Source organism: Pseudomonas cavernae (genome assembly GCF_003595175.1).
GTDB classification, from domain to species: domain Bacteria; phylum Pseudomonadota; class Gammaproteobacteria; order Pseudomonadales; family Pseudomonadaceae; genus Aquipseudomonas; species Aquipseudomonas cavernae.
The window spans coordinates 3,435,279-3,457,694 of the sequence record NZ_CP032419.1; the positions used below are offsets into that span (position 1 = coordinate 3,435,279).

Genomic DNA, 22,416 nt, shown 5'->3' on the forward strand with positions numbered 1-22,416 from the left:
TGAGGTCATTGCGGGAATTCCTTGAGGGCCTGGTGCAGACGTTGCCAGCCCGGCTCATCCGCCGGCAGGCCGAAGCGCAGGCTGGCGGGCTGGTCGAACAAGCGCGCGAGAATGCCACGGCGAGCGAGAAATTTATGCAGCTCGGCCGCGCGCGGATCGGCCCGCCACTGGAACAGCGCACAGCCGCCCGTGGGTTGCAGGCCGTTGGCAGCCAGCAGGGACGCCAGGCGCTGGCCCGCGTGCCGCAGGCGCTCACGCTGCACGCCCTGCCCTTCGCCATCCTGCAGGAGCGCCATGGCCAGGGCCCGCGCCGGCCCGCTGACCGCCCAGGGGCCGAGCAGCTCGTCGAGCTCGGCGAGCAGGGGCTGGGCGGCGAGGACGAAGCCCAGGCGCACACCGGCCAGGCCGAAAAACTTGCCGAACGAACGCAACACGATCAGCCCCGGTAGGTGGCTGTGCGGCGCCAGGCTCTGCTCGGGGGTGACATCCATGAAGGCTTCGTCGACCACCAGCCAGCCGCCGCACGCGGCGAGGCGGGCGTGCCACTCCAGCAGCAGTTCGGGAGCCAGGCGCTGGCCGGTGGGATTGCTTGGGTTGACCACCACTAGCACGTCGAGGCGCTCGATGGCGCGCCGTGCGCCGGCCTCGCTGATTTCTTCCAGGCGATGTCCTGCGCGGCGCCAGGCCGCCGCGTGTTCGGCATAGCACGGTGAGATGATCCCCACTCGGCCACGCGGGCGGATGCGCGGCAGCGCCTGGATCGCCGCTTGCGAGCCGGCTACCGGCAGCAGTGCGGGCGCCTGGTAATACTGGCGGGCCGCCTGTTCCAGGCCATCGTTGGCCTCGGGCAGACGCGCCCAGGCGGCTGGCGGCAACGCCGGGATGGCGAACGGCCAGGGCGCGATGCCGGTGGACAGGTCGAGCCAGTCCGCCTCGGCGATGCGGTAACGTTGCGCCGCCGCTTTCAGGCGTCCACCGTGCTCAAGCATAAAGATGACTCCCCAAGGCCAGCACCAGCAGCCACAGCCACACACCGCGTTGCACCAGCGCCAGCGCCTGCTCGATATGCGCCGGGCCGGCCGGCTCGCCTTCGCCCAACACCGGCCGCGTGTGCAGTTCGCCGTGATAGATGGCTGGGCCGCCGAGGCTGACGCCCAAAGCGCCGGCGCCGGCAGCCATCACCGGCCCGGCGTTGGGGCTGTCCCACTGCGGCGCCTGAGTGCGCCAGCAACGCAGCGCCAGGCGCGTCTGGCCGAGCAGCGCATAGGTCAGCGCCACCAAGCGCGCCGGCAGGTAGTTGAGGCCGTCGTCGATGCGTGCGGCGGCCCAGCCAAAGCGCTCGAAACGGGCGTTGCGATAGCCCCACATGGCATCCAGGGTATTGCTCAGGCGATACAGCACGACGCCCGGCGCGCCGAGCAGGGCGAACCAGAACAGCGCGGCGAACACCGCGTCGCTGCCGTTCTCCAGCACCGACTCGGTGGTGGCGCGGGCGACGCCGACGTCGTCCAGTTCGCTGGTCTGCCGGCTGACCATCAAGCCGACCCGCTGACGGGCCAGGTCCAGATCACCGCCGCGCAGGGCCTGGGCCACCGGCAGCGCATGCTCGCCGAGGCTGCGCAGGCCGAGGGCGGCGTACAGCGCCAGCACCTCGACCAGCCAGCCGATCTGCGGCAAGCGGCTGAGCAGCCAGGCCAGCCCGGTCAGCGGCAGCACCGCCAGCAGCCAGGCCATCACCCCATGGCTGCGCCAGCCCATGGCACCCTCCTCGTAAGGACGATTCAGGCGCCGTTCCAGACCCTCGGCCAACCTGCCGAACGCCACCAGCGGATGCCCGCGCTTGGGTTCGCCGCACAGGGCATCCAGCGCCACGCCGGCCAGGCCGAGCACAGCCACGCTCATGGCGTTTCTCCCCAACGATTCTCGAACAACAGCTCCTGCAGCGGCCGCGGTGTGGCCCAGCCCTGCTGCGCCAGCATCGGCTCGGCATAGAACTCCGTCACCGGTCCCAGGCACAGCACCGCCTGGGCCTTGGCGCTGGGCGGCAGGCCGAGCAGTTCGCCCAAAGCCTGTGGCTCGAACAGCGACACCCAGCCCAGCCCCAGGCCTTCGGCGCGCGCCGCCAGCCAGAGATTCTGGATGGCGCAGGCCAGCGAGGCCAGGTCCATCTCCGGCAGGGTGCGGCGGCCGAAGATGTGTCGCTCTCGGCCATCCATCAGCGCCACCACCAGCAACTCAGCGCAGTCGCGGATGCCCTCGACCTTGAGACGCATGAACTCGTCCGCACGCTGGTTCAGTGCCTCGGCGGTGCGCCGCCGCTCGGCTTCCACCAGGCCATGGATGGCCACGCGCAGCGCGGGCGCGGTGATGCGGATGAAGCGCCAGGGCTGCATCAAACCGACGCTCGGCGCCTGGTGTGCGGCTTCCAGCAGGCGGGCCAGCAGTTCCGGCGCCACAGTGCCGCCGCTGAAATGGCGCATATCGCGGCGTTCGGCGATGGCGCGGTAGACCGCCGCGCGCTCGGCCGGGCTGAAGGCCTGTGCGCTCATGGGCGGAACAGCGCCGCGGCCGCCAGCGGATTGGATGGCAGGTAGAAGTGGATGTAGGACGCCGTCAGCCGCCCGAGGCGATAGACCGCCTCGGCGGTGCGCCGGTAGTTCGGGCACTCGCCGCGGGCGATGGGTTGCAGCCCGCAGTCCAGCGCCGAGTGGTGATAGGTGTGCCCGCGCAGCCGGCCCTCGGGGAACTCCACTTCCTGCAAGGCCAAGGCAGTCAGGCGCGGCTGCATGGTCGCCGCCCCCGGCAACAGGCCGAGCATGGCCCCGGACTGGCCGTCCCGGTCGGTCAGCGCCTCGAGCAGGTAGAGCATGCCGCCGCATTCGGCATGGATCGGCTTGCCGGCCGCCTGGTACGCCTGAATCGCCGCGCACATCGGCGTGTTGCCCGCCAGCTGCGCCAGGTGCAGTTCGGGATAGCCGCCGGGCAAGTAGAGGCTGTCCACTTCCGGCAACGCCTGGTCGCTGAGCGGCGAGAAGAACCGCAGCTCGGCGCCCAGCGCACGCAGCAGGTCGAGGTTGGCCTGGTAGACGAAGGCGAACGCCGCATCGCGCGCCACACCGATGCGCACCCCGGCCAGCAGCGGCTCCGGAGTTGCCGTCGCGGCTGCGGCGAACTCCACCGGCGCCGGCAGGCCGGCCTCGGCGCTGGCGGCCAGGGCATAGGCGGCGGCATCCAGGCGGGCGTCCAGATCGGCCAGTTCCTCGGCCTGCACCAGGCCCAGATGGCGGCTCGGCAGCTCGACGGCGGCGCTGCGCGGCAAGGCGCCATACCAGCGCAGGCGAGCCGGCAGGCAATCGCGGAGGATCTCGCCATGGCGCACGCTGCCGGTTTTGTTGGCCAGCACTCCGGCGAACGGCAGATCCTGCTGGTAGCTGGCCAGGCCGTGGGCCATGGCGCCGAAGGTCTGGGCCATGCCCGAGCCGTCGATCACCGCCAGCACCGGCACGCCGAAACGCCGCGCCAGGTCGGCGGCCGACGGCGAGCCGTCGAACAGGCCCATCACCCCCTCGATGAGAATCAGGTCGGCCGCGCCCGCCGCCTCCCAGAGCAGGCGCCGGCTCTCGTCCGCGCCGACCATCCACAGGTCGAGCTGATACACCGGCTGGCCGCTGGCGCGGGCGAGGATCATCGGGTCGAGGAAGTCCGGGCCGCACTTGAACACCCGCACCCGTCGCCCTTGGCGCGCATGCAGACGGGCCAGGGCGGCGGTGACGGTGGTCTTGCCCTGGCCGGAGGCCGGCGCGGCGATCAGCAGCGCGGGGCAGCTGCGCGGAGCACTCATCGCCGCAGTTCCTGTCGAACGCGCCTCTGTAGGAGCGAATTGATTCGCGACCGGGCTAGCTCGAACGGGCCTGTTATCGCGAATAAATTCGCTCCTACATTAATAGGCATAGCGTTGCCGATACGAAGGAAGCTCAAAACTCGATCCCCTTCTGCGCCTTCACTCCGGCCTTGAACGCATGCTTGACCAGCGTCATCTCGGTGACGGTATCCGCCGCCTCGAGCATGCCCGGCAAGGCGCCGCGGCCGGTGACCACCACGTGCTGCAGCGGCGGCCGCGCCTCGATATCGGCGAGCACTTCGTCGAGCTCCAAGTAGCCGTATTTCAGGGCGATGTTCAGCTCGTCGAGCACCACCAGGCCGATGTCGTCGTCATTGAGCAACTGCCGAGCCACCGCCCAGGCCTCGCGCGCCTTGGCGATGTCGCGCTGACGATCCTGGGTCTCCCAGGTGAAGCCTTCGCCCATCACGTGGTAGCTGACCTCATCCGGGAAGCGCCGGAAGAACGCCTCCTCGCCGGTGCTCGCCGCGCCCTTGATGAACTGCACCACGCCGACCTTGAGGCCGTGGCCCAAGGCCCGAGCGACCATGCCGAAGGCCGAACTGCTCTTGCCCTTGCCGTTGCCGCTGTGCACCAGCAGCAGGCCGTATTCGTCCTGGGCCTGGGCGATCTTGTCGTCGATCAGCGCCTTCTTGCGCTGCATGCGCGCCTGGTGGCGGGCGTCGCGCTGCGGGGATTCGCTCATGGTTTGGCCTCGACTCGTTGCTGCTGGAAGAAGGCACGCGCGCCGATATACAACGCCGTCGCCACGCCGACATAGAGCGCCAGGTTGGCGAGGAAGCGTGGGTAGTACCAGCCGATGCGCGGCAGGAAGGCGGCCAGGGTCGGCTCCGGATAACGCCCGGAGAGGAAGTAGAAGCCGCCGCTGGACAGCAGATGGCAGACCAAGGCGCTGACCAGCACGGTCAACGCCAGCACGGCCAGGCTGCGCAGTTCGTCGCGGTGCCAGCCGGCGTACAGGCGGCCGCCGCCCCACAGCGCGGCGTAGGCCGGCACGAGAATCCAATAGGCCGGCGAGGTGCACCAGTCGTCCACCGTGCCCAGCGCCACCATGCTGAAATCCAGCGCCGTGGCTTCGAGAAACAGCGCCGGGAACACCCAGCGCGGCTTGAGCAGCACGCCGGCGAGGAAGAACACCGCCCAGGACGCACTGGGCAGGTTGACCGTGGCGAAGTGCTGGCCGCGGGTCACGGCCAGCAGCAGCGCCAGGACGAGGCCGATCGCCAGTTGGCTGCGAGGTGATAAGTGCATTCTTCCGTTTTCCTTGTTGAAATCCATTTGCAGGCGACAGGCCGTTTAAAAAGGCGATGGGCCTGTTAAGGGTTGAACAACGTAGGGTGGGTTAGCCGCGTAGCGGCGTAACCCACCGCTTTTTCAACGACCGGTCACAGCGCCTGGTAACGCACGGTGAAATACACCGCCTGGCCCGGCTGGTTGAAACCGTCCGCGGTTTCATAGTCCGCATCCAGCAGGTTGGCGACGCGGGTCTGCAGACGCCATTGCGGGTTGATGCGATATTCGCCGCGCAGGTCGAGGGTGGCGAATCCGGCCAGTTCGTTCTGGTTTTCCAGATCGTCGAAAGTGGAGTTCTGCGCGCTCAGGCTGGCGCCGACGCTGAGGGCGCCGAAGGCGCGATCGACATCGAGGTTGAAGGTCTGGCCCGGACGCCGGTTGAGGTCCTTGCCGTAGAAGGCGATGCCGGTACGGCTGGAGCGCTTGGAGCGGTTTTCCGCGTCCATCAGGCTATAGTTGGCATTCCACGCCCAGCCGAGCAGCTCGCTGCCGAGCACCAATTCGATACCGCGAATCCGCGCCTCGTCCACGCCCTCGGCCTGGCTCCTGCCGTTGACCGTGATGGTGGCGATCAGGTTGTCGATCTTGGTCCGGTAAGCGTTCGCCGCCCAATGGCCCCAGGCGTGCTTGCCGGCCAGGCCGACTTCAACGCTGTGGGACTTCTCGGCGTCCAGATCGGGGTTGCCGAAACCCGGGTAGTACAGCTGGTTGAAGCTCGGTGCCTTGAACGCGGTGCCGTAGCTGGAGGTGAAGCGCAGCTCGTCGCTCAGCGCATAGCCCCAGCCGATATTGCCGGTGTCGTGCTCGCCGAACTGCTCATCGTCGTCGTGGCGCAGACTCAGCTGCCAGTCCTGGCGGCCGACCTGGCCGAGATACTGGACGAAGGCGCCCTTGTCGTCGCGCGAATCGACTGCATAGGCGGTGCTGCCGTTGACCTCGTCGCGCTGGTAGTCGGCGCCGAGGGTCAAGGTGTGGCCGGCGGCGAGGCTCAGGTCGTTCTGCCAGGACAGCGAGTCGCGGCGGCTGTCGAAGCGCGAGTAGAAGGCGCCGTCCTGGAAGGCGTCGGACTTGTCTTCGCTGCGCCCGGCTTGCAGGGTCACCCGCCAGGGCTCCAGCGCAGCGAAGCGCGCGCGGCCGCCGACCACCTTGGTCACGCCGTCGGCATTGGCGCCGAAGCCGGCTCTGCGCCTGCTGTTCACTGAGTCGTAATCGTTGTGCGACTTGGCCTGCAGGACGTTGCCATCCAGTTCCAGGCCGTTGGCGAAGCGGTAACCGGCATTCGCCGAGCCGGACAGGTTGCGGTAGCCGTCGCTGTCGTCCTCATAGCCGCTGACGCCGGCCGGTTTGACGTTGATGCCGTCGGTATCCAGGCCGCTGACACCGAGGCTGTACCAGCCCTGGCCATGGCCGCCGCTGACCCCGGCGCTGCCTTGATAGCTGTCGTGGGTGCCGTAACCGGCGGAGAAGAACGGCTTGGCGCCCTCGCCGCCACCCTTGCGGGTGAAGATCTGAATCACCCCGCCGATGGCCTCCGAGCCGTACAGGCTGGAGCGCGGGCCGCGCACCACCTCGATACGCTCGATCAGCTCCACCGGCAGATCCTGCAGAGCGGTGCCGCCGCTGGTCACCGAACCGGCCTTGATCCCGTCGATCAGTACCAGCACGTGGTTGGAGTTGGTGCCGCGCATGAACAGCGAGGTGGACTTGCCCGGGCCGCCGTTGTTGGCCAGCGACACGCCCGGCACCTTGCGCAGCAACTCCGGCACCGACTGCGCCTGGCTGCGCTCGATCTGCTCGCGATCGATCACCGTGACGGCGGCGAGGCTGTGTTGCTCAGCTTGCTCGGTGCGGGTGGCGGTCACCACCTGCTGGTCGAGTTCGAGGGTTTGCTCGGCCGCCAGGGCCGACAGGGAAAGGGAGGAAACCCCGCACAACAGCAGCGCTGTCGGCATCAGGGTGGACTTGCTCATTCTGGTTGTGTGCTCCGTCGCGCTCACCCGCGCGACTCAGGCCGGGAAAGGCATACGGAGAACACAGACGCACGGACGCGCAACGGCAGCCCACACGCCAGACAGCGCCCTCCGCGATGCCGTGGACTGCGACAGGCCGGTCTCCGGGCTCACGAGCGAATCCAGTCGGACTCCCAACCGCGCCTTCCCATGCCTGCGCACAGTGGCCTGATTGCGGTTGTTGACTCGTCTACCGTTGCGGGGGCAGCGCCGGAATTGTGCCGCGATCATCGCGAAACGCACCGGCTTCCCTGTTTCACCCTCTGGCCGATGGCCGGGGTACCTGAAGCAAGGCGCGCAGGGTAGTGGCAGGCGGCGCGGGCGTCAACGCGCGGCGTGGGGCTGGATGAGGGAAATTCATGACGCCGTGACGAAAAAGGCCAGCACCGGGTGGCGCTGGCCTTGGATTGGTGGACCGAAGGAGGATCGAACTCCCGACCTCCGCATTGCGAACGCGGCGCTCTCCCAGCTGAGCTATCGGCCCGAGGCAAGGCAAAAATTAGCGCGTCTTTTAGGGCTTAGGCAAGCCCGGTCAGCGCTTGCGGCAGAGGGTCAGGCCGTCGCCGAGCGGCAACAAGGACAGGTCGACCCGCTGATCCTGCTTGAGCCACCGATTCAGTGCCTGGATCGCCCGGGTGTCGGCGCTGTCGGGGCTGGTTTCCAGTACCCGTCCGCTCCACAGGGTGTTGTCGAACAGGATCAGGCCGCCACGCCGGGCCAGCACCAGGGAGTGCTCCAGGTACGCCGGGTAGTTGGCCTTGTCGGCGTCGATGAAGATCAGGTCGAAGCTCTCGCTCTGCCCGCCCCGCTCCAGCGCGCCGAGGGTTTCCAGGGCCGGCGCCAGGCGTAGGTCGATGCGTGTGCTGACCCCGGCCTCCTGCCAATAGCGCTGGGCGATGGCGTTGTAGTCGCCGGGCAGGTCGCAGCAGATCAGCCGGCCATCCGCGCCCATGGCCTCGGCCATGCACAGCGCGCTGTAACCGGTGAAGGTGCCGACTTCCAGCAACTTACGGGCGCCGGTCAGCTTGACCAGCAAGGCCATGAACTGCCCCTGCTCCGGGGCGATCTGCCAGCGCGCCATGGGCATCGCCTGGGTTTCTTCGCGCAGGCGAGCCAATAGCGGGGTTTCGCGCAGGGAGACATCGAGCAGGTAGCGGTAGAGCGCATCGTCGAGGCTCAGGGTCCGGGCGGTCATACGCGCACCTCGCGATCAGGGATGACGGGCCAGGCTGGGCGGCGCCAGCACGCGCTTGGCATCCACATAGCTGTTCTGCCAGTAAGCGCTGGCCAGGCTGTCCAGGCGCACCGTGCCACCACTCGAGGGTGCATGGACGAAGCGCCCCTCGCCGACATAGATGCCGGCATGGCTGACCTGGCCACCGCCATTGGTGGCGAAGAACAGCAGGTCGCCGCTCTGCAGCGCGTCGCGGCGTACGCTTGGGGCCCGCATGGCGATCAGCTCGCGGGTCGAACGCGGTAGCAGGATGCCGGCCGCATCGCGGTAGACATAACCGATCAGGCCGCTGCAGTCGAAACCGCCGTCCGGGGTATTGCCGCCATAGCGGTACGGCGTGCCGACCAGGCCGAGGGCGCGAAACAGCACATCGTCGGCGCTGGCATTGCTGGCTGGAGGGGTAAAAATCGGTGATTTTGACGGCGGGCTGCTGGCACAGGCGCTCAGCAGCGCAAAGAGGACAAGCAGGATGAGGCGGGCCTTGGCGGTCATGAGCGGGCGGTCCTGAGCCTGGATGCGCCCTACTCTGCCGGGAGGAATGCACGCACGCAAGCCTGGGGCTTGCATGCGCTGGATTTAACGATGATTGCCCGTGTGGCCGTTGGAGGCCAGGGCCAGCGCGCGCTTGGCTTCGATGAAGGTGCGGCTCCAGTACTTGTCGTCCAGGCTGTCGATCCGTACCCCGCCGCTGCGGCTGCTGGAGGAGTGGATGAACTGGTCATCGCCGAGGTAGATGCCGGCATGGCTGACACGCCCGCGGCCGCGGGTGCTGAAAAACAGCAGGTCGCCCGGCTTCAGCTCGGAGCGCGCCACCAGCGGCGCATCGAGGTCGATCATTTCCCGGGTCGAGCGCGGCAGTTGCAGGCCGGCCTCTTTCTTGAACAGGTAGCCGATGAAGCCGCTGCAATCGAAGCCGGAAGCCACCGAGGTGCCGCCATAGCGGTAGCGGGTACCGATCAGCGACAAGCCATGGGCCAGGATGCTGTCGGCGAAGGTCGGCAATTCGTAGGGTTTGGCCTGGCTGAAGTCCGGCAGCGGCTCGAGCGCCGGCTCTTGCTCGAGGGCAACCTGCGCGGCGAAGGGAGAATCGGATTCTTGTGTGGTTGGCGAGTGACCGGCACAAGCCCCCAGAAACAATGCAAGTGCAAAAGGCACGAGGGGTGCGAAGCGCTTTAGCATGGGCACGACCGTGTCGAGAATTCTTATGAAGGCGCGAATATGCCTTCTGGGAATTTCATTTGCAAATTTTATCGCCTTAGATGTGACCCAGCAGTTTTGGGAAAACATCTAAGGCCCGCCCTGGCAGACGGATATCGACGAATCCGCTGATTTCGGTCACGGAAGGGTTGATTTCCACGGTAACACCGCCGGCCGCACGGGTGCGCAGCACCGGCTCGATGATATAGGGGAAGCTCGCCGTGGTGCCCACGCTGAGCACCACCTCGAAGCCTTTGCGCAGTTCGGCGTAGAGCCGCTCGACGGCCTGCTCCGGAAGCATTTCTTCGAACAACACCACCGGTGGACGCAGGATCCCGCCGCAAACGCCGCACTTGGGCGGCAACGGCCGCTGCAGATGCTCGGCCAGCTCGGGACTTTCGGCGCCGCAGGACTGGCAGTACAGCGGCGCCAGCTCGCCATGGATCTCGATCAAGCGCTCGGGCGGACTGCCCGCCGCGCGGTGATAGCCGTCGATGTTCTGCGTCAGCACCCAGCAGCCGGGCTTGCGCCGCTGCAGTTCGGCGATGGCCTGGTGGCCGGCGTTGGGCTGCGCGCCCAGGCAGGCCTTGCCCAGCTCGGCAAGGTATTTCCAGCACAGCGCCGGGTCGCGCCGCAGCATCGGCCCGGACAGGGCCTCCTCGATCGGCAGGCCTTCGGCGGTCGTGCCGTTATACAGGCCGCCGAGACCGCGATAGGTCGGCAGGCCGGAGTCGGCGGACAGCCCGGCGCCGGTGATGATCAGAATGCGTTCGGCCTGGGCGATGGCCTTAGCGACGCGCGCGATTGCCTGGTCCATCTCGATCCCCTTTCGTAGGGTGGACGACGCTCTTTTCGTCCACCGAAACATCGATCTGGTGGATGGATAAAGCGTCATCCACCCTACAGGTTCAATGATTGACCGTATGCGCCAGCATCACCGACAGCTGGCACAGCGGCCGGCCGCTTTGCACATGCCACTGGTTGAAGGCGGCCTGCACCGCCGCCAGCTCCTTCTGGCTGGTCGGCGCCTTGTCGACGACTTCCTGGGCCTTGAGCGCCGCCACCATGTCGTCGGTGGGAATGAAGGTGTCCTTGCCGAGCATGCGCAGCAGGCGCGGTGCGGACAGGCCGCCGAGCTGGCTGCCGTGCTTGGCCAGGTATTTCCACAGGCCGACGATATCGGTCACCGGCCAGTCGGCGATCAGCGCGCCGAAGCTGCCCTGCTCGCGCGTCACGTCGAGGACGAACTGGGCGTTGCGCGGCACACTCTTGAGCTTGCCCAGGTGGCGAATCAGCCGCGCGTCCTGCATCAGCCGTTCGAGATGCTCGGCGCCCATCAGCACCACCTTGTGCGGATCGAAGCCGAAGAACACTTCCTCGAACGCCGGCCACTTGGCATCCACCAGGCTGTGCTTGAGGCCGGCGCGGAACACCCGCAGGGCGATCATCGACAGATAGCGGTCGTCGCTAAGCTGGCGCAGTTCGTCGGCGGACTTCGGCACCGGCAATCTGGCCTCCAGCGCCGCGGCCGAGCCGAAACGGTTCAAACAATATTCATGCAGCCATCGGTAGTCGCGCATGGGCAGTCCTTGCAGGATCGTAGGATGGGTTGAGGCGCGTAGTGCCGATACCCATCGCTGCGGGATCGATGGGTATCGCTGCGCTCAACCCATCCTACGCAATAAGCGGTATGGCAACTGGTCAGAGACTCATCACATCGAGAAAACGCGGCGTGGCATTGTCATCGATGCGCAGGCTAGTGAAATCGAACAAGTCGCGATCGGCCAGTTGCGAGGGCACCACGTTCTGCAGGGCACGGAACATGATCTCGGTGCGCCCCGGCGACTTGCGCTCCCAGTCCAGCAGCATCTCCTTGACCACCTGACGCTGCAGGTTCTCCTGCGAGCCGCACAGGTTGCACGGGATGATCGGGAATTCCTTGAGCTGGGAATAGGCTTCGATGTCCTTCTCGCTGCAATAGGCCAACGGACGGATCACCACGTTGCGGCCGTCGTCGGACAGCAGCTTGGGCGGCATGGCCTTCAGGGTGCCGCCGTAGAACATATTGAGGAAGAAGGTTTCCAGAATGTCGTCGCGGTGGTGGCCGAGAGCCATCTTGGTCGCGCCGATCTCGTCGGCGTAGGTATACAGCGTGCCGCGGCGCAGGCGCGAGCACAGCGAGCAGGTGGTCTTGCCTTCCGGGATCTTTTCCTTGACCACCGAGTAGGTGTCTTTCTCGATGATGTGGTAGGGCACGCCGATGGATTCCAGGTAGGCGGGCAGCACATGCTCGGGGAAGCCCGGCTGCTTCTGGTCCATGTTCACCGCAACGATCTCGAACTTGATCGGCGCTACCTTCTGCAGATAGAGCAGCACGTCGAGCATGGTGTAGCTGTCCTTGCCGCCGGACAGGCAGACCATCACCTTGTCGCCGTCCTCGATCATGTTGAAGTCGGCGATTGCCTCGCCAGCCTGGCGACGCAGGCGTTTTTGCAGTTTGTTCTGATTGACCGAAAGGGTGCCCATGGCGCACTAAAACCCGCGAGGTGTGACGAAAGCCGGCTATTTTACGCACAAAGCCGCTATCACCCCAGCCCCAGTGCTAGTGTCCTGAATCAGGCGTAGCGGCTTGGCCGCGCGCCATCATGGTGGTTCGTGGTGACGACTGGGCAGGCAACCAACGTCTCGGCTCAACTCTTCAACGCAGTTCCGGAACAGGACACCAGGCTCCGGCGATGAACAACGATCTCGATTACGGCCTCGATCTGGCCGACCAACTGCTGATCCTGCTGCGCGAGGCGGCCCAGGGCTGCAGCGAGTATCAACTGATCCAACAGCTCAAGGCGCGGCATTCCACGCATATCCCGCACCTGCCGCTGACCGACAAACTGGTGCTGTTTCGCACCCACTTCCTCCTGTTCAACGCCCTCTATCGTCTGCGCGAGCGGCTGTGGAGCGAACAGGCCGGCCATCTGCAGATCAGCGCGCTGCATATCCAACTGCTGCCCTACCAGACCGGCAGCGTCGGGCTGAGCGAGCACGACCCGCTACGCGACTACTACCTGGACCTGCACCACCTGCGCGATACCCGCGAAGAGGATGTGGAGAAACTCCTGACCAGCTTCTGGAAGCGCATGCAGGGGGGCGACGAGAAGCAGGCGGCGCTGGAACTGCTGGGCCTCGATACCTCGCCGGAAGCGCTCAATCTCGCCACCATCAAGCGCCGCTACCGCGAGCTGGTCAGCCTGCATCACCCCGATCGCGGTGGTAGCACGTCGCGGCTGCAATCTCTGAATCAGGCGATGGAAATTCTTGAGCGCTATTACTGACGGCATTTAGAGAGCTATTTGCTCTAAAGCCACGCCCCGCGCGGCCTCCAGCCCATGCCTATACTCGACATACGGTCGCGTAGGTTCGGCCCTGCACCTGGTGGCGCTGCTCACGCGCGCCGGGCGCAACGCTGGGGGGCGATCGCTATAACAAGAGGAGTGTTTGGCATGATCCATCACGTTCTGGGGCTTTTCACCCATCCCGACGAAGAGTGGCAGGAAATCCGTGGCGAGGAAGAAAGCATCAGCCACATGTACCTGACCCACATCCTGATTCTTGCTGCAATTCCTGCGGTTTCCGCCTATATCGGCACCACCCTGGTGGGCTGGACCGTGGGCGATGGCGCACCGGTGATGCTTACCCAAGCCAGCGCGCTGCAGATGACCACCCTCACTTACCTGGCCATGCTCGCCGGGGTAGCGGTGATGGGCGCCTTCATCCACTGGATGGCGCGCACCTACGATGCCAGTCCAACCATGGCTCAATGCGTGGTATTCGCCGCTTATACCGCTACCCCGCTGTTCATCGGCGGCCTTGCGGCGCTCTACCCGAACCTGTGGCTGGCGATGGCAGTCGGCACCGCGGCGATCTGCTACACGGTGTACCTGCTCTATGTGGGCATTCCGACCTTCATGGGCATCCACCAGGACGAAGGTTTCCTGTTCTCCAGCTCGGTGCTGGCGGTAGGCCTGGTGGTGCTGGTGGCGATGATCGCCCTGTCGGTGATCCTCTGGGGCTCGGGCGTCGGCCCGGTGTACACCAGCTGAAACCTGCTGCTGTGCTCGACGAAACCGCCACCTGGCGGTTTCGTCGTTTTTGGGCTGCCGTGGGCGAGGCGCTTGGGCATAATCCGCGCCATGCCCGAACACATCCAAGCCCGCGTCGAAGCCTGTTATCAGCAGGCGGAAACCTTCTTCAAACGCCCTTTCCCCCGCCCGCAAGTCTGCTTCAAGCTGCGCGGCCAGAAAGCCGGCGTCGCCCATCTGAGCGAAAACAAGCTGCGCTTCAATCCGCAGCTGTACCGGGAAAACCGCGAAGACTTCCTCAAACAGACCGTGGCCCATGAAGTGGCGCACCTGGTCGCCCACCAGCTGTTCGGGCCGAAAATCCAGGCGCATGGCGAGGAATGGCAACTGATCATGCGCGGCGTCTATGAGCTGCCGCCGCACCGCTGTCATAGCTATGCAGTCAAACGCCGCCCGGTCAGCCGCTTCATTTATTTGTGCAGTTGCCCGGACGGCGAATTCCCCTTTTCCGCCCAACGCCATGCGCTAGTGAGCAAGGGACGCAGCTATTACTGCCGGCGCTGCCGGAAGACCCTGGTCTTCAGTGGCCATCAGCGCACCGAGTAATCGGCCTGGCGAATGCGCCATATCGGCATTGCCACAGCCGGACCGTAGGATGGGTTGAGCGCAGCGATACCCATGCGGCGCGGATTGATGGGTATCGCAAGCTCAACCCATCCTACGCGTTACGCCGGCAACGTCCTCAGCCGATCACCTTCCCCGCCTTCAGTTCGGCGATCTGCTCGACGCTGTAGCCCAGGCCGCGCAGCACCTCTTCGGTGTGCGCACCCAGCGGCGCGCCGACATGCCGGGGCGCCGGCAGGCCGGTGGAGAACTTGATTGGACAGGCGATCTGCTTCTGCGCCGGCATTGCCCCACGCGGCACTTCGGTGACCAGACCACGCGCCTTGAGCTGCGGATGCTCGACCGCCTCGGCCAGGCTCAGCATCGGCTCCACGCAGGCATCCAGACCGGCGAACAGCTCGCACCACTCGGCGAAATCACGCAGCTCGAACTCGACCTGCAATTCGCGCTTGAGCGCCTGCTGCTCCTCCGGCCGGCGCGACAGGCCGCGCATCGCCAGTTCCGGACGGCCAAGCGCGGTGCACAGCTGCTGCATGAACTGCGGCTCCAGGCTGCCGACCGACAGCCAGCGGCCGTCGCGGGTGCGGTAGTAGTCGTAGAAGCTACCGCCGTTGAGCGCCTGGCTCTCCATCGTCGGCTCCTCGCCGCAGGCCAGGTAGCTCGCGCCGCCCATGGCATGCAGGGTGAAGGCGCAGTCGGTCATGCTGATATCGATGTACTGCCCTTCCCCGCTCTGCTGGCGTTGGATCACGGCGGCCAGCAGGCCCATCACCGCATGGAAGGAGCCGCCGGCGACATCGGCCACTTGCACGCCCAGCGGCAGCGGGCCGCTTCCCAGGCGCCCGGTCTGCGCGGCGAGGCCGGACAGCGCCAGGTAATTGATGTCATGGCCGGCGCGATCCTTGTACGGGCCGGTCTGGCCGTAACCGGTGATCGACACATAGATGAGCCGTGGGTTGATCGCCTTCAGCGCCTCATAGCCGACGCCGAGCTTGTCCATCACCCCCGGACGGAATTGCTCGAGGACGATGTCGTACTCGAGCACCAGCTGCTTGACCACCTCGACCGCCTCCGCACGCTTGAGGTCGAGAGCGATGCTGCGCTTGTTGCGGTTGAGATAGGCATGCCCGGCCGACACGCCACCGTCATGCGGCGGCATCACCCGCAGCAGGTCGGGGCGGCTCGGCGATTCCACACGCAGCACCTCGGCGCCCATGTCCGCCAACAACAACGAGGCAAACGGCCCCGGCAGCAGGGTAGAGAAATCGAGAATCTTCAGGGACGACAGTGGGCCTTGCATGGCAACTCCTTTGGCTCTCACTTCGCCGCGACTGCGCGGCGAAGCAGGGTTGATCGATATTCGCTATTCCCAGTGCAGCGGCTGCGCGCCGCTCAAGGCCGCGACCTTGGCAGCGAAGCGCTGCTCCAGCACGTTGCGGCGAATTTTCATGGTCGGCGTCATGCAGCCGTTGTCGATGGTCCAGGCCTCGCGCACCACCAGCAGGCTACTGATCCGCTCGTGCGGCAGCAGGCGCTGGTTCAATGCGTTCAGGGTGGCGAGCAGGTCGCCCTCGACTTGCGCGCGCGCCGCTTCACGGGCGGCCGGCGCCAGTTCGATCAGCGCCAGCGGCTGGTCCAGGCCGCTGCCCATCAGGCACACCTGCTCGACCCAGGTGCTCTTGGCGATCTCGCCCTCGATCGGTGCCGGCGCCACGTACTTGCCCTTACTGGTTTTGAAGATGTCCTTGAGCCGCCCGGTGATGGTCAGATAGCCGTCGGCATCGATCTCGCCCTTGTCGCCGGTGTGCAGCCAGCCATCGCGCAGGGTTTCGGCGGTTTTCTCCGGATCGAGGTAATAGCCGCTCATCAGCGCGCGGCTGCGGAACAGCACTTCGCCGCTGTCGTCGATGCGCATCTCCAGCCCCGGCATCGGCCGGCCAACCGTGCCGAAATGTACCTGGCCGGGACGGTTGAAGGTGCCGTAGGCGAAGTTCTCGGTCATGCCGTAACCCTCGCAGAGGGTCAGGCCGATGCGCTGGTACCAGTCGAGCAGCGCACGGGGAATCGGCGCCGCGCCGGACACCAGGATGCGCGCCCGATCCAGCCCCAGGCCGCGGCGCACCTTGCGCGCCACCAGGGCACCGAGCAGCGGAATGCGCAGCAGCCGCTCGAGCTTGGCGGCCGGCAGTTTCTCCAGCACGCCCTGCTGGAAGCGCGTCCACAGGCGCGGTACGGCGAAGAACACAGTCGGCCGCACGTGGCGCAGGTCCTCGGCGAAGGTCTCGAGAGACTCGGCGAAGTTGACCTGGGCGCCTGCGCACAGGCTTTCGAACTCGACCAGGAAGCGCTCGGCGGCATGCGACAGCGGCAGGTAGGAGAAGTACTGGTCGTCCGGGCCGATATTTTGCTCGCTCGCCGCCCCCTGCGCGGCGAACATCATCGCCCGCGCCGACAGCATCACCCCCTTGGGCTGGCCGGTGGTGCCGGAGGTGTAAAGGATGCTGAGGATTTCCTCGGGCTGCTGCTCGTGCGCCACGGCCAGCGGCTCGTGCTGACGCAGCAGCTCGTCCCAGCGATATTGCGCCGGCAGGGTCGGGTACGGCATGGCGATGCGCTTGACCTCGGCCGGGATCGCCGCGTCGAGCTTGTCCTGGCCGTCGAGCTTGCCGAGGAAGATCGCCTTGCACGCCGAATGGCGCAGCACGTAGTCGATGCCTTCGGCTGACTGGGTCGGGTACAGCGGCACGCTGACCAGCCCGGCGAACATCATCGCCAGATCGGCGATGAACCATTCGGCGCAGTTCTTCGAGAACAGCGCCACCCGATCACCCGGCTCGCAGCCCTGAGCGCGCAGCGCCGACGCCAGGCGCCGCGCTTGATCGTCGACCTGGCGCCAGGTCAATTCATGCCACACCCGCTCGCGCGGCTGGCGCAGCCAGACCGTGTCCGGCTTCTGCGCCACCCACTGCGCAAAACGCTGCAACGGCAATTGCTCAGTCATCGCTCAACCCTTCTTCTTGTTGTTGGGAGGGAACAGCATAGGGCGCGCGCGGCGCCCAGTACGTACTCTGCCTTCATGAACGAGGAAGACAAAGCGAGGCTGCGTAACGGAACGTTGCACTACAGCTTGAACACCCGCTGCGCATTGCCGCGCAGGAATTTCTCCTGCACTTCGGGCGTCAGGCCCAGTTCCGCCACCTGCGCCATGCAGCGACTCAGCGATAGCTGCGGGAAGTTGCTGCCGAACAGCACCTTGTCCTGGCCGTAGCTCTGCATGAACTGCAGCAACGGCGCCGGGTAGTAGCGCGGCAGGTAGGCCGAAGTGTCGATGTAGACGTTATCGTGCTTCCAGGCCACGCCGATCATCTCGTCGGTCCAGGGGTGGCCGATGTGCCCGGCGACGATGCGCAGCTCGGGGAAGTCCAGCGCCACCTCGTCCAGGTAGGGCACCGGGCGGCCGGTCTCGGACGGCATCAGCGGCCCGGTGTGGCCGACCTGGGTACAGAACGGGATGTCCAGCTCGATACATTTCACATACAGGGGGTAATACAAGCGGTGATTGGGCGGCAGCTGCCATAACCAGGGCACGATGCGCAGCGCCTTGCAGCCCAGCTCGCTGACCGCCCGCTCCAGCTCGCGCACCGCCGCCAGCGGCTTGCTCAGGTCGACCGTGGCGACGCCGACGAAGCGCTCGGGGAAGGCGCGGGTGAACTCGGCGATCTCGTCGTTGTTGTACACCCAGCACTGCGGCCGGCACCAGGCGGCCAGCATCAGCTTCTCTACCCCGGCCTTGTCCATCTCGGCGACGGTCTGCTCCGGACTCAGGCGCTGATCGAGCAGATGCCCGGAGCCGGACTTCTCGAACAGCCGAACGACTTCCGGCATCAGCTCGCGGGTGCGGCCGTTGGCCGGTTGGGCCCAGGCATCGATGGCAAGGTTCATGGGTGACTCCCTGGCAGGGTGAAAAACCAGCATGTGACCGGGCGGCGGCCCGGCCGCCAGCGGACTACAGCTTCATGCCGCGGCTGATGATCTCCTTCATGATTTCCGAAGTGCCGGCGAAGATGCGCTGGATGCGCGCGTTGGCGTACATCCGGCAGATCGGGTATTCCCACATATAGCCCCAGCCGCCATGCAGTTGCACGCCCTCATCGACCACCTTGCCGAGCAGCTCGGTGGTGAACAGCTTGGCCTCGGCGGCGACTTCCGGGGTGAGCTTCTTCTGATTGTGGTCCATCACGCAGCGGTCGACGAATACCTGGGCCACGTCGATCTGGGTGCGCATCTCGGCCAGCTTGAAGCGGGTGTTCTGGAACTGTGCCACCGTGCGGTCGAAGGCCTTGCGCTCCTTCACGTAGTCGATGGTGGTCTGCAGCGCCGCCTCGGCGCCGGCCACCGCGCCGCAGGCATTGGTCAGGCGTTCCTGGGCGAGCATGTTCATCAAGTAGAAGAAACCGGCCTTGGCGTCGCCCAGCACATTGGTCTTGGGCACCTTGACGTTGTTGAAGAACAGCTCGGCGGTGTCCTGGCTCTTCATCCCCAGTTTCTTCAGGTTGCGCCCGCGCTCGAAACCCGGCATGCCGCGCTCGACCAGGAACAGGCCCATGGCGTGCTTGTTGGCCGGGTCGGTCTTCGCCGCGACTATCACCACGTCGGCCAGCAGGCCGTTGGAGATGAACACCTTGGAGCCGTTGAGCAGGTAATGGTCGCCCTGGTCGACGGCGGTGGTGCGCATGCCGGCCAGGTCGGACCCAGCGGACGGTTCGGTCATCGCCACGGCGAGAATGGTTTCGCCACGGATGATGCCAGGCAGCAAGCGCGCCTTCTGCTCGGCGTTGCCGTACTCGGCGATGTAGGGACCGCAGAGCGCCGAGTGCAGCGGGATCATGAAGCCCGGCTCGTTAATCTTGGCCAGCTCCTCGCACATGATCTGCTCGTAACGGAAGTCCTTGAGCCCGGTGCCGCCGTACTCTTCATCGGCCCAGGGCAGCAGGAAGCCCATCTCGCCAGCCTTCTTCCACACCGCACGGTCGACCACCCCGGCCTCTTCCCAGGTCTCCTGGTGCGGTACCACCTCCTTGTGCAGGAAGGCACTGAAGGCGTCGCGGAACATGTCGTGCTCGGTTTCGAAATGGATGCGCTGCATGGGTTGGCCTCTGCGGTTTTTGTTCGTCCCGCAGGTTAGGCAGCCCTCCCCCTGCCCCTCAATGACCCAGCCGCTCAGGCTCGATTGACCCTTTCGCTCAGTGCCCGACGAGCGCGAACCTGTAGGAGCGAATTCATTCGCGATGAAGGCGGCGTCGATCGCGGATAAATCCGCTCCTACAAAAAGCGCGAAAAAAAGCCCGCATCGAGGCGGGCTGTGCGAGCTGTCCCCCTCGTGAGGCGACAGTAAAGGAAAGGTTGCCCTCGGCCGGGGCGGTCGTCAGGCCAGTTCGTGGGCCGCAGCTGGCGCCGGCGCGGCGAGACGCCCGCCGCTGGCCAGTTCGCGCTGCAGGGTGTCCTCGTCCAGCTCCTTGCACCACTTGGCGACCACCAGGGTGGCCACGCCATTGCCGATCAGGTTGGTCAGCGCACGCGCCTCGGACATGAAGCGGTCGATGCCGAGGATCAGCGCCAGGCCGGCCACCGGCAGATGCCCGACCGCGGACAGGGTCGCGGCCAGCACGATGAAGCCGCTGCCGGTCACCCCGGCGGCGCCCTTGGACGCCACCAGCAGCACCGCCAGCAGGGTCAGCTGATGGCTGATGTCCATCGGCGTGTCGGTGGCCTGGGCGATGAACACCGCGGCCATGGTCAGGTAGATCGAGGTGCCGTCGAGGTTGAACGAGTAGCCGGTGGGGATCACCAGACCAACCACCGACTTGTTCGCGCCGAGCTTCTCCATCTTGCTCAGCATGCGCGGCAGGGCCGACTCCGACGACGAGGTGCCGAGCACGATCAGCAACTCCTCGCGGATATAGCGGACGAAGCGCAGGATGCTGAAGCCGTGCGCCTTGGCGATGCCGCCGAGGACCACGAGGATGAAGAACACGCAGGTGATGTAGAAGCACAGCATCAGCTGACCGAGCTGCACCAGCGAGCCGACGCCGTACTGGCCGATGGTGAAGGCCATGGCGCCGAAGGCACCGAGCGGCGCGACCTTCATGATCATGTTGATGATGCCGAACATCACCTGGGCGATGCGCTCGATGAACTCCAGCACTGGACGGCCATAGTCGCCCATGCGCTGCAGGGCGAAGGCGAAGATCACCGAGAAGAACAGCACCTGGAGGATATCGCCGCTGGCGAAGGCGCCGACTATGGTGCTGGGGATCACGTTGAGCAGGAAGGCGATGGTGCTCTGCTGCTCGCCGGCCTTGGCGTAGGCGGCGATGCCGCTGATGTCGAGGCTGCTCGGATCGACATGCATACCGGCCCCCGGCTGCACCAGGTTGACAACCACCAGACCGATGACCAGGGCGATGGAGGAGACGATTTCGAAATACAGCAGCGCATAACCGCCGGTCTTGCCCACCGTCTTCATGTTCTGCATGCCGGCGATGCCGCTGACCACGGTGCAGAAGATGATCGGCGCGATGGCCATCTTGATCAGCTTGACGAAGCCATCACCGAGCGGCTTCAGCGCCACCCCGGTGTCCGGGTAGAAATGCCCGAGGGCAATACCGATGGCGATCGCCACCAGCACCTGAACATAGAGACTCTTGTACAAGGGTTTACGGGTCATGACAGGATCCTCAGGGGCATCGCCAGGCATCTATCCGCGATGCCCGCGCTACCGAAGCGCTAACCCTCCTGCACTGGAGGGATTTGTTGTTACCTGCCACCCGGGCAGGCCTGCTGTGCTTATTGCAAGCCCTGAGCCACCCCTGAAAAATCCAAGTAAATCCTTTAAAAACAAATAGTTGAGATAATAATCCGAAACAATCCCCCCGCCCTTTTGGCGGGTTCCCGCCAAGTACGCCAGCCGCATTGGCGGATTTCCCCCACCCACCGCAAGGCCGGCTTGTGGTCCACCGTTGTGCTGCTTACCATCGAGCCGCCTTGTCGACGAGCCCACTCCATGCGCGAACGCACCATCGCCAGCCATTTCGTCTGTGCCGCCCTGCGCGGTGCCGAGCAACAGGGGTTGGACATCGTCGCGCTGCTGGCCGGACTGAACATCCAGCCGGCGGTGCTCAACGAACCGCGCGCCCGCATCGCCCCGGAGCAGTTCACCCGGCTGATGCAGCGTGTGTGGGATGTCCTGGTAGACGAGTACATGGGCCTCGGCCGCCAGCGCAGCAAGCCCGGCACCTTCGCCATGGCCTGCTACACCCTGATCCATTGTCCGACCCTGGAAAAAGCCTGGACCCGCGGCATGCTGTTCTACGGGCTGTTCCCCGACGCGCCGACATTCTCGCTGCGCCGCGACGGCGACAGCGTCTGGCTGGAACTGGACGACAGCAACCTGCGCGATCCCGATCACTTCCTCGCCGAGAGCCTGCTGCTGATCTGGCACCGCCTCGGCAGCTGGCTGATCGGCCAGCGCATCCGCCTGCTGGAAGCCCGCTTCAGATATGCCGAACCGGCCCATAGCGCCGAATACGACCTGCTCTTCCCGGCGCCCCGCGGCTTCGCCGCCGAGCGCACCGGCTTGCGCTTCCAGGCCCGCTACCTGGACATGCCGCTGCTGCAGGACGAGCGCACGCTCAAGCAGTTCCTCAAGAACTCGCCGGCTGACCTGCTCGCCCGCCCGGACGGCGGCGACAGCCTGACCAGCCAGATCCGCCGCTTGCTCGGTCGCGACTGCAACCACTGGCCGGATCTGGAAAGCGTCGCCCGCCAACTGCACACCAGCCCGCAAACCCTGCGCCGCCATCTGCGCGAAGAAGGCAGCAGCTTTCAGGAACTCAAGGACCATCTGCGCCGCGACCTGGCGATCTACCACCTCGGCCGCGACAACCTGGCGATCCAGGACATCGCCGAACAGCTCGGCTTCTCCGAACCCTCGGCCTTCCACCGCGCGTTCAAGAAATGGACCGGGCTGACCCCCGGCGCCTATCGGGCGCATCAGGACGCTTGAGAGCCTGTTCACGATCT

22 protein-coding genes, 1 tRNA gene and 1 riboswitch are annotated in these 22,416 nt (G+C 65.9%); of the genes, 4 read left to right on the plus strand and 19 right to left on the minus strand.

Annotated elements, in window-relative coordinates:
- Positions 1–5 precede the first annotated feature (5 nt).
- From cobD to ttcA, 14 genes are all read right to left on the minus strand, one after another.
- Positions 6–989 carry a threonine-phosphate decarboxylase CobD gene (cobD, locus tag D3880_RS15605; RefSeq protein ID WP_119894347.1) on the minus strand — a complete coding sequence of 328 codons (984 nt, stop codon included), beginning with the start codon at positions 987–989 and terminating at the stop codon, positions 6–8.
- Positions 982–1,902 (minus strand): adenosylcobinamide-phosphate synthase CbiB, encoded by a 921-nt coding sequence (gene cbiB, locus D3880_RS15610; RefSeq protein WP_119894348.1) that lies wholly within the window; start codon positions 1,900–1,902, stop codon positions 982–984. The genes cobD and cbiB overlap by 8 nt, the downstream gene beginning before the upstream one ends.
- Positions 1,899–2,549, minus strand: coding sequence for a 5,6-dimethylbenzimidazole synthase (gene bluB, locus D3880_RS15615; protein WP_119894349.1), 651 nt, complete (start codon positions 2,547–2,549; stop codon positions 1,899–1,901). The genes cbiB and bluB overlap by 4 nt, the downstream gene beginning before the upstream one ends.
- Positions 2,546–3,841 (minus strand): cobyrinic acid a,c-diamide synthase CobB, encoded by a 1,296-nt coding sequence (locus tag D3880_RS15620; protein WP_119894350.1) that lies wholly within the window; start codon positions 3,839–3,841, stop codon positions 2,546–2,548. The genes bluB and D3880_RS15620 overlap by 4 nt, the downstream gene beginning before the upstream one ends.
- A gap of 133 nt (positions 3,842–3,974) precedes the next feature.
- Positions 3,975–4,586, minus strand: a complete 612-nt coding sequence (cobO, locus tag D3880_RS15625) for a cob(I)yrinic acid a,c-diamide adenosyltransferase (protein ID WP_119894351.1) — start codon at positions 4,584–4,586, stop codon at positions 3,975–3,977.
- Positions 4,583–5,152, minus strand: coding sequence for a hypothetical protein (locus tag D3880_RS15630; RefSeq protein ID WP_119894352.1), 570 nt, complete (start codon positions 5,150–5,152; stop codon positions 4,583–4,585). Before D3880_RS15630 ends, cobO begins: the two co-directional genes overlap by 4 nt.
- A gap of 134 nt (positions 5,153–5,286) precedes the next feature.
- Complete coding sequence (btuB, locus tag D3880_RS15635; protein WP_119894353.1) at positions 5,287–7,164, minus strand: TonB-dependent vitamin B12 receptor; 1,878 nt, start codon at positions 7,162–7,164, stop codon at positions 5,287–5,289.
- A 117-nt stretch (positions 7,165–7,281) separates the two neighbouring features.
- A riboswitch (cobalamin riboswitch) is annotated at positions 7,282–7,505 on the minus strand.
- A 106-nt stretch (positions 7,506–7,611) separates the two neighbouring features.
- Positions 7,612–7,687: transfer RNA gene (locus D3880_RS15640), tRNA-Ala, on the minus strand.
- A gap of 48 nt (positions 7,688–7,735) precedes the next feature.
- The gene (locus tag D3880_RS15645) at positions 7,736–8,398 is read right to left on the minus strand and encodes an O-methyltransferase (protein ID WP_119894354.1); all 663 of its coding nucleotides are present in this window, start codon (positions 8,396–8,398) and stop codon (positions 7,736–7,738) included.
- 15 nt (positions 8,399–8,413) lie between these two features.
- Positions 8,414–8,929, minus strand: a complete 516-nt coding sequence (locus D3880_RS15650) for a C40 family peptidase (protein WP_119894355.1) — start codon at positions 8,927–8,929, stop codon at positions 8,414–8,416.
- 84 nt (positions 8,930–9,013) lie between these two features.
- The gene (locus D3880_RS15655; RefSeq protein ID WP_119894356.1) at positions 9,014–9,616 is read right to left on the minus strand and encodes a C40 family peptidase; all 603 of its coding nucleotides are present in this window, start codon (positions 9,614–9,616) and stop codon (positions 9,014–9,016) included.
- A 76-nt stretch (positions 9,617–9,692) separates the two neighbouring features.
- The gene (locus D3880_RS15660; RefSeq protein WP_119894357.1) at positions 9,693–10,451 is read right to left on the minus strand and encodes an NAD-dependent deacylase; all 759 of its coding nucleotides are present in this window, start codon (positions 10,449–10,451) and stop codon (positions 9,693–9,695) included.
- A 91-nt stretch (positions 10,452–10,542) separates the two neighbouring features.
- Positions 10,543–11,214, minus strand: a complete 672-nt coding sequence (locus D3880_RS15665) for a DNA-3-methyladenine glycosylase I (RefSeq protein ID WP_119894358.1) — start codon at positions 11,212–11,214, stop codon at positions 10,543–10,545.
- 121 nt (positions 11,215–11,335) lie between these two features.
- The gene (gene ttcA / locus D3880_RS15670; protein WP_119894359.1) at positions 11,336–12,160 is read right to left on the minus strand and encodes a tRNA 2-thiocytidine(32) synthetase TtcA; all 825 of its coding nucleotides are present in this window, start codon (positions 12,158–12,160) and stop codon (positions 11,336–11,338) included.
- Positions 12,161–12,369: 209 nt separating this feature from the next.
- Between ttcA and D3880_RS15675 the strand changes: the two genes are divergently transcribed.
- The 3 genes from D3880_RS15675 to D3880_RS15685 all read left to right on the plus strand — a co-directional run bounded on the left by D3880_RS15675 (position 12,370) and on the right by D3880_RS15685 (position 14,316).
- Positions 12,370–12,963 (plus strand): DNA-J related domain-containing protein, encoded by a 594-nt coding sequence (locus D3880_RS15675; protein WP_119894360.1) that lies wholly within the window; start codon positions 12,370–12,372, stop codon positions 12,961–12,963.
- Positions 12,964–13,131: 168 nt separating this feature from the next.
- On the plus strand, positions 13,132–13,731 hold the full coding sequence (locus tag D3880_RS15680) for a Yip1 family protein (protein WP_119894361.1): 600 nt from the start codon (positions 13,132–13,134) through the stop codon (positions 13,729–13,731).
- A gap of 90 nt (positions 13,732–13,821) precedes the next feature.
- A complete protein-coding gene (locus D3880_RS15685) occupies positions 13,822–14,316 on the plus strand; it encodes a SprT family zinc-dependent metalloprotease (RefSeq protein WP_119894362.1) in 495 nt (164 codons plus the stop codon).
- 136 nt (positions 14,317–14,452) lie between these two features.
- Here the strand turns inward: D3880_RS15685 and D3880_RS15690 are convergent, their stop codons facing one another.
- From D3880_RS15690 to D3880_RS15710, 5 genes are all read right to left on the minus strand, one after another.
- The gene (locus D3880_RS15690; protein ID WP_119894363.1) at positions 14,453–15,634 is read right to left on the minus strand and encodes a CaiB/BaiF CoA transferase family protein; all 1,182 of its coding nucleotides are present in this window, start codon (positions 15,632–15,634) and stop codon (positions 14,453–14,455) included.
- 63 nt (positions 15,635–15,697) lie between these two features.
- Entirely contained in the window at positions 15,698–17,335 is a 1,638-nt protein-coding gene (locus tag D3880_RS15695; RefSeq protein ID WP_119894364.1) for an AMP-binding protein, read from the minus strand.
- Between the two features lie 119 nt (positions 17,336–17,454).
- The gene (locus D3880_RS15700) at positions 17,455–18,276 is read right to left on the minus strand and encodes an amidohydrolase family protein (RefSeq protein ID WP_119894365.1); all 822 of its coding nucleotides are present in this window, start codon (positions 18,274–18,276) and stop codon (positions 17,455–17,457) included.
- A gap of 64 nt (positions 18,277–18,340) precedes the next feature.
- Positions 18,341–19,480, minus strand: a complete 1,140-nt coding sequence (locus D3880_RS15705) for an acyl-CoA dehydrogenase family protein (RefSeq protein WP_119894366.1) — start codon at positions 19,478–19,480, stop codon at positions 18,341–18,343.
- Between the two features lie 279 nt (positions 19,481–19,759).
- Positions 19,760–21,061 carry a dicarboxylate/amino acid:cation symporter gene (locus tag D3880_RS15710; RefSeq protein ID WP_119894367.1) on the minus strand — a complete coding sequence of 434 codons (1,302 nt, stop codon included), beginning with the start codon at positions 21,059–21,061 and terminating at the stop codon, positions 19,760–19,762.
- Between the two features lie 336 nt (positions 21,062–21,397).
- On the opposite strand from D3880_RS15710, the gene D3880_RS15715 reads away from it, so the two are divergent.
- Positions 21,398–22,399, plus strand: coding sequence for an AraC family transcriptional regulator (locus D3880_RS15715; protein ID WP_119894368.1), 1,002 nt, complete (start codon positions 21,398–21,400; stop codon positions 22,397–22,399).
- The last annotated feature ends 17 nt before the right edge of the window (positions 22,400–22,416 follow it).

Excerpts from the sequence above, each read along its gene's own strand:
- D3880_RS15690 (WP_119894363.1), bottom strand. The coding sequence starts at position 15,634 with ATGCAAGGCCCACTGTCGTCCCTGAAGATTCTCGATTTCTCTACCCTG.
- D3880_RS15695 (WP_119894364.1), bottom strand. The coding sequence starts at position 17,335 with ATGACTGAGCAATTGCCGTTGCAGCGTTTTGCGCAGTGGGTGGCGCAG.
- ttcA (WP_119894359.1), bottom strand. The coding sequence starts at position 12,160 with ATGGGCACCCTTTCGGTCAATCAGAACAAACTGCAAAAACGCCTGCGT.
- D3880_RS15705 (WP_119894366.1), bottom strand. The coding sequence starts at position 19,480 with ATGCAGCGCATCCATTTCGAAACCGAGCACGACATGTTCCGCGACGCC.
- cobD (WP_119894347.1), bottom strand. The coding sequence starts at position 989 with ATGCTTGAGCACGGTGGACGCCTGAAAGCGGCGGCGCAACGTTACCGC.
- D3880_RS15665 (WP_119894358.1), bottom strand. The coding sequence starts at position 11,214 with ATGCGCGACTACCGATGGCTGCATGAATATTGTTTGAACCGTTTCGGC.
- D3880_RS15700 (WP_119894365.1), bottom strand. The coding sequence starts at position 18,276 with ATGAACCTTGCCATCGATGCCTGGGCCCAACCGGCCAACGGCCGCACC.
- D3880_RS15715 (WP_119894368.1), top strand. The coding sequence starts at position 21,398 with ATGCGCGAACGCACCATCGCCAGCCATTTCGTCTGTGCCGCCCTGCGC.
- D3880_RS15620 (WP_119894350.1), bottom strand. The coding sequence starts at position 3,841 with ATGAGTGCTCCGCGCAGCTGCCCCGCGCTGCTGATCGCCGCGCCGGCC.
- D3880_RS15645 (WP_119894354.1), bottom strand. The coding sequence starts at position 8,398 with ATGACCGCCCGGACCCTGAGCCTCGACGATGCGCTCTACCGCTACCTG.
- D3880_RS15655 (WP_119894356.1), bottom strand. The coding sequence starts at position 9,616 with ATGCTAAAGCGCTTCGCACCCCTCGTGCCTTTTGCACTTGCATTGTTT.
- D3880_RS15660 (WP_119894357.1), bottom strand. The coding sequence starts at position 10,451 with ATGGACCAGGCAATCGCGCGCGTCGCTAAGGCCATCGCCCAGGCCGAA.
- btuB (WP_119894353.1), bottom strand. The coding sequence starts at position 7,164 with ATGAGCAAGTCCACCCTGATGCCGACAGCGCTGCTGTTGTGCGGGGTT.
- D3880_RS15685 (WP_119894362.1), top strand. The coding sequence starts at position 13,822 with ATGCCCGAACACATCCAAGCCCGCGTCGAAGCCTGTTATCAGCAGGCG.
- D3880_RS15710 (WP_119894367.1), bottom strand. The coding sequence starts at position 21,061 with ATGACCCGTAAACCCTTGTACAAGAGTCTCTATGTTCAGGTGCTGGTG.
- cobO (WP_119894351.1), bottom strand. The coding sequence starts at position 4,586 with ATGAGCGAATCCCCGCAGCGCGACGCCCGCCACCAGGCGCGCATGCAG.
- D3880_RS15630 (WP_119894352.1), bottom strand. The coding sequence starts at position 5,152 with ATGCACTTATCACCTCGCAGCCAACTGGCGATCGGCCTCGTCCTGGCG.
- D3880_RS15680 (WP_119894361.1), top strand. The coding sequence starts at position 13,132 with ATGATCCATCACGTTCTGGGGCTTTTCACCCATCCCGACGAAGAGTGG.
- cbiB (WP_119894348.1), bottom strand. The coding sequence starts at position 1,902 with ATGAGCGTGGCTGTGCTCGGCCTGGCCGGCGTGGCGCTGGATGCCCTG.
- D3880_RS15650 (WP_119894355.1), bottom strand. The coding sequence starts at position 8,929 with ATGACCGCCAAGGCCCGCCTCATCCTGCTTGTCCTCTTTGCGCTGCTG.
- bluB (WP_119894349.1), bottom strand. The coding sequence starts at position 2,549 with ATGAGCGCACAGGCCTTCAGCCCGGCCGAGCGCGCGGCGGTCTACCGC.
- D3880_RS15675 (WP_119894360.1), top strand. The coding sequence starts at position 12,370 with ATGAACAACGATCTCGATTACGGCCTCGATCTGGCCGACCAACTGCTG.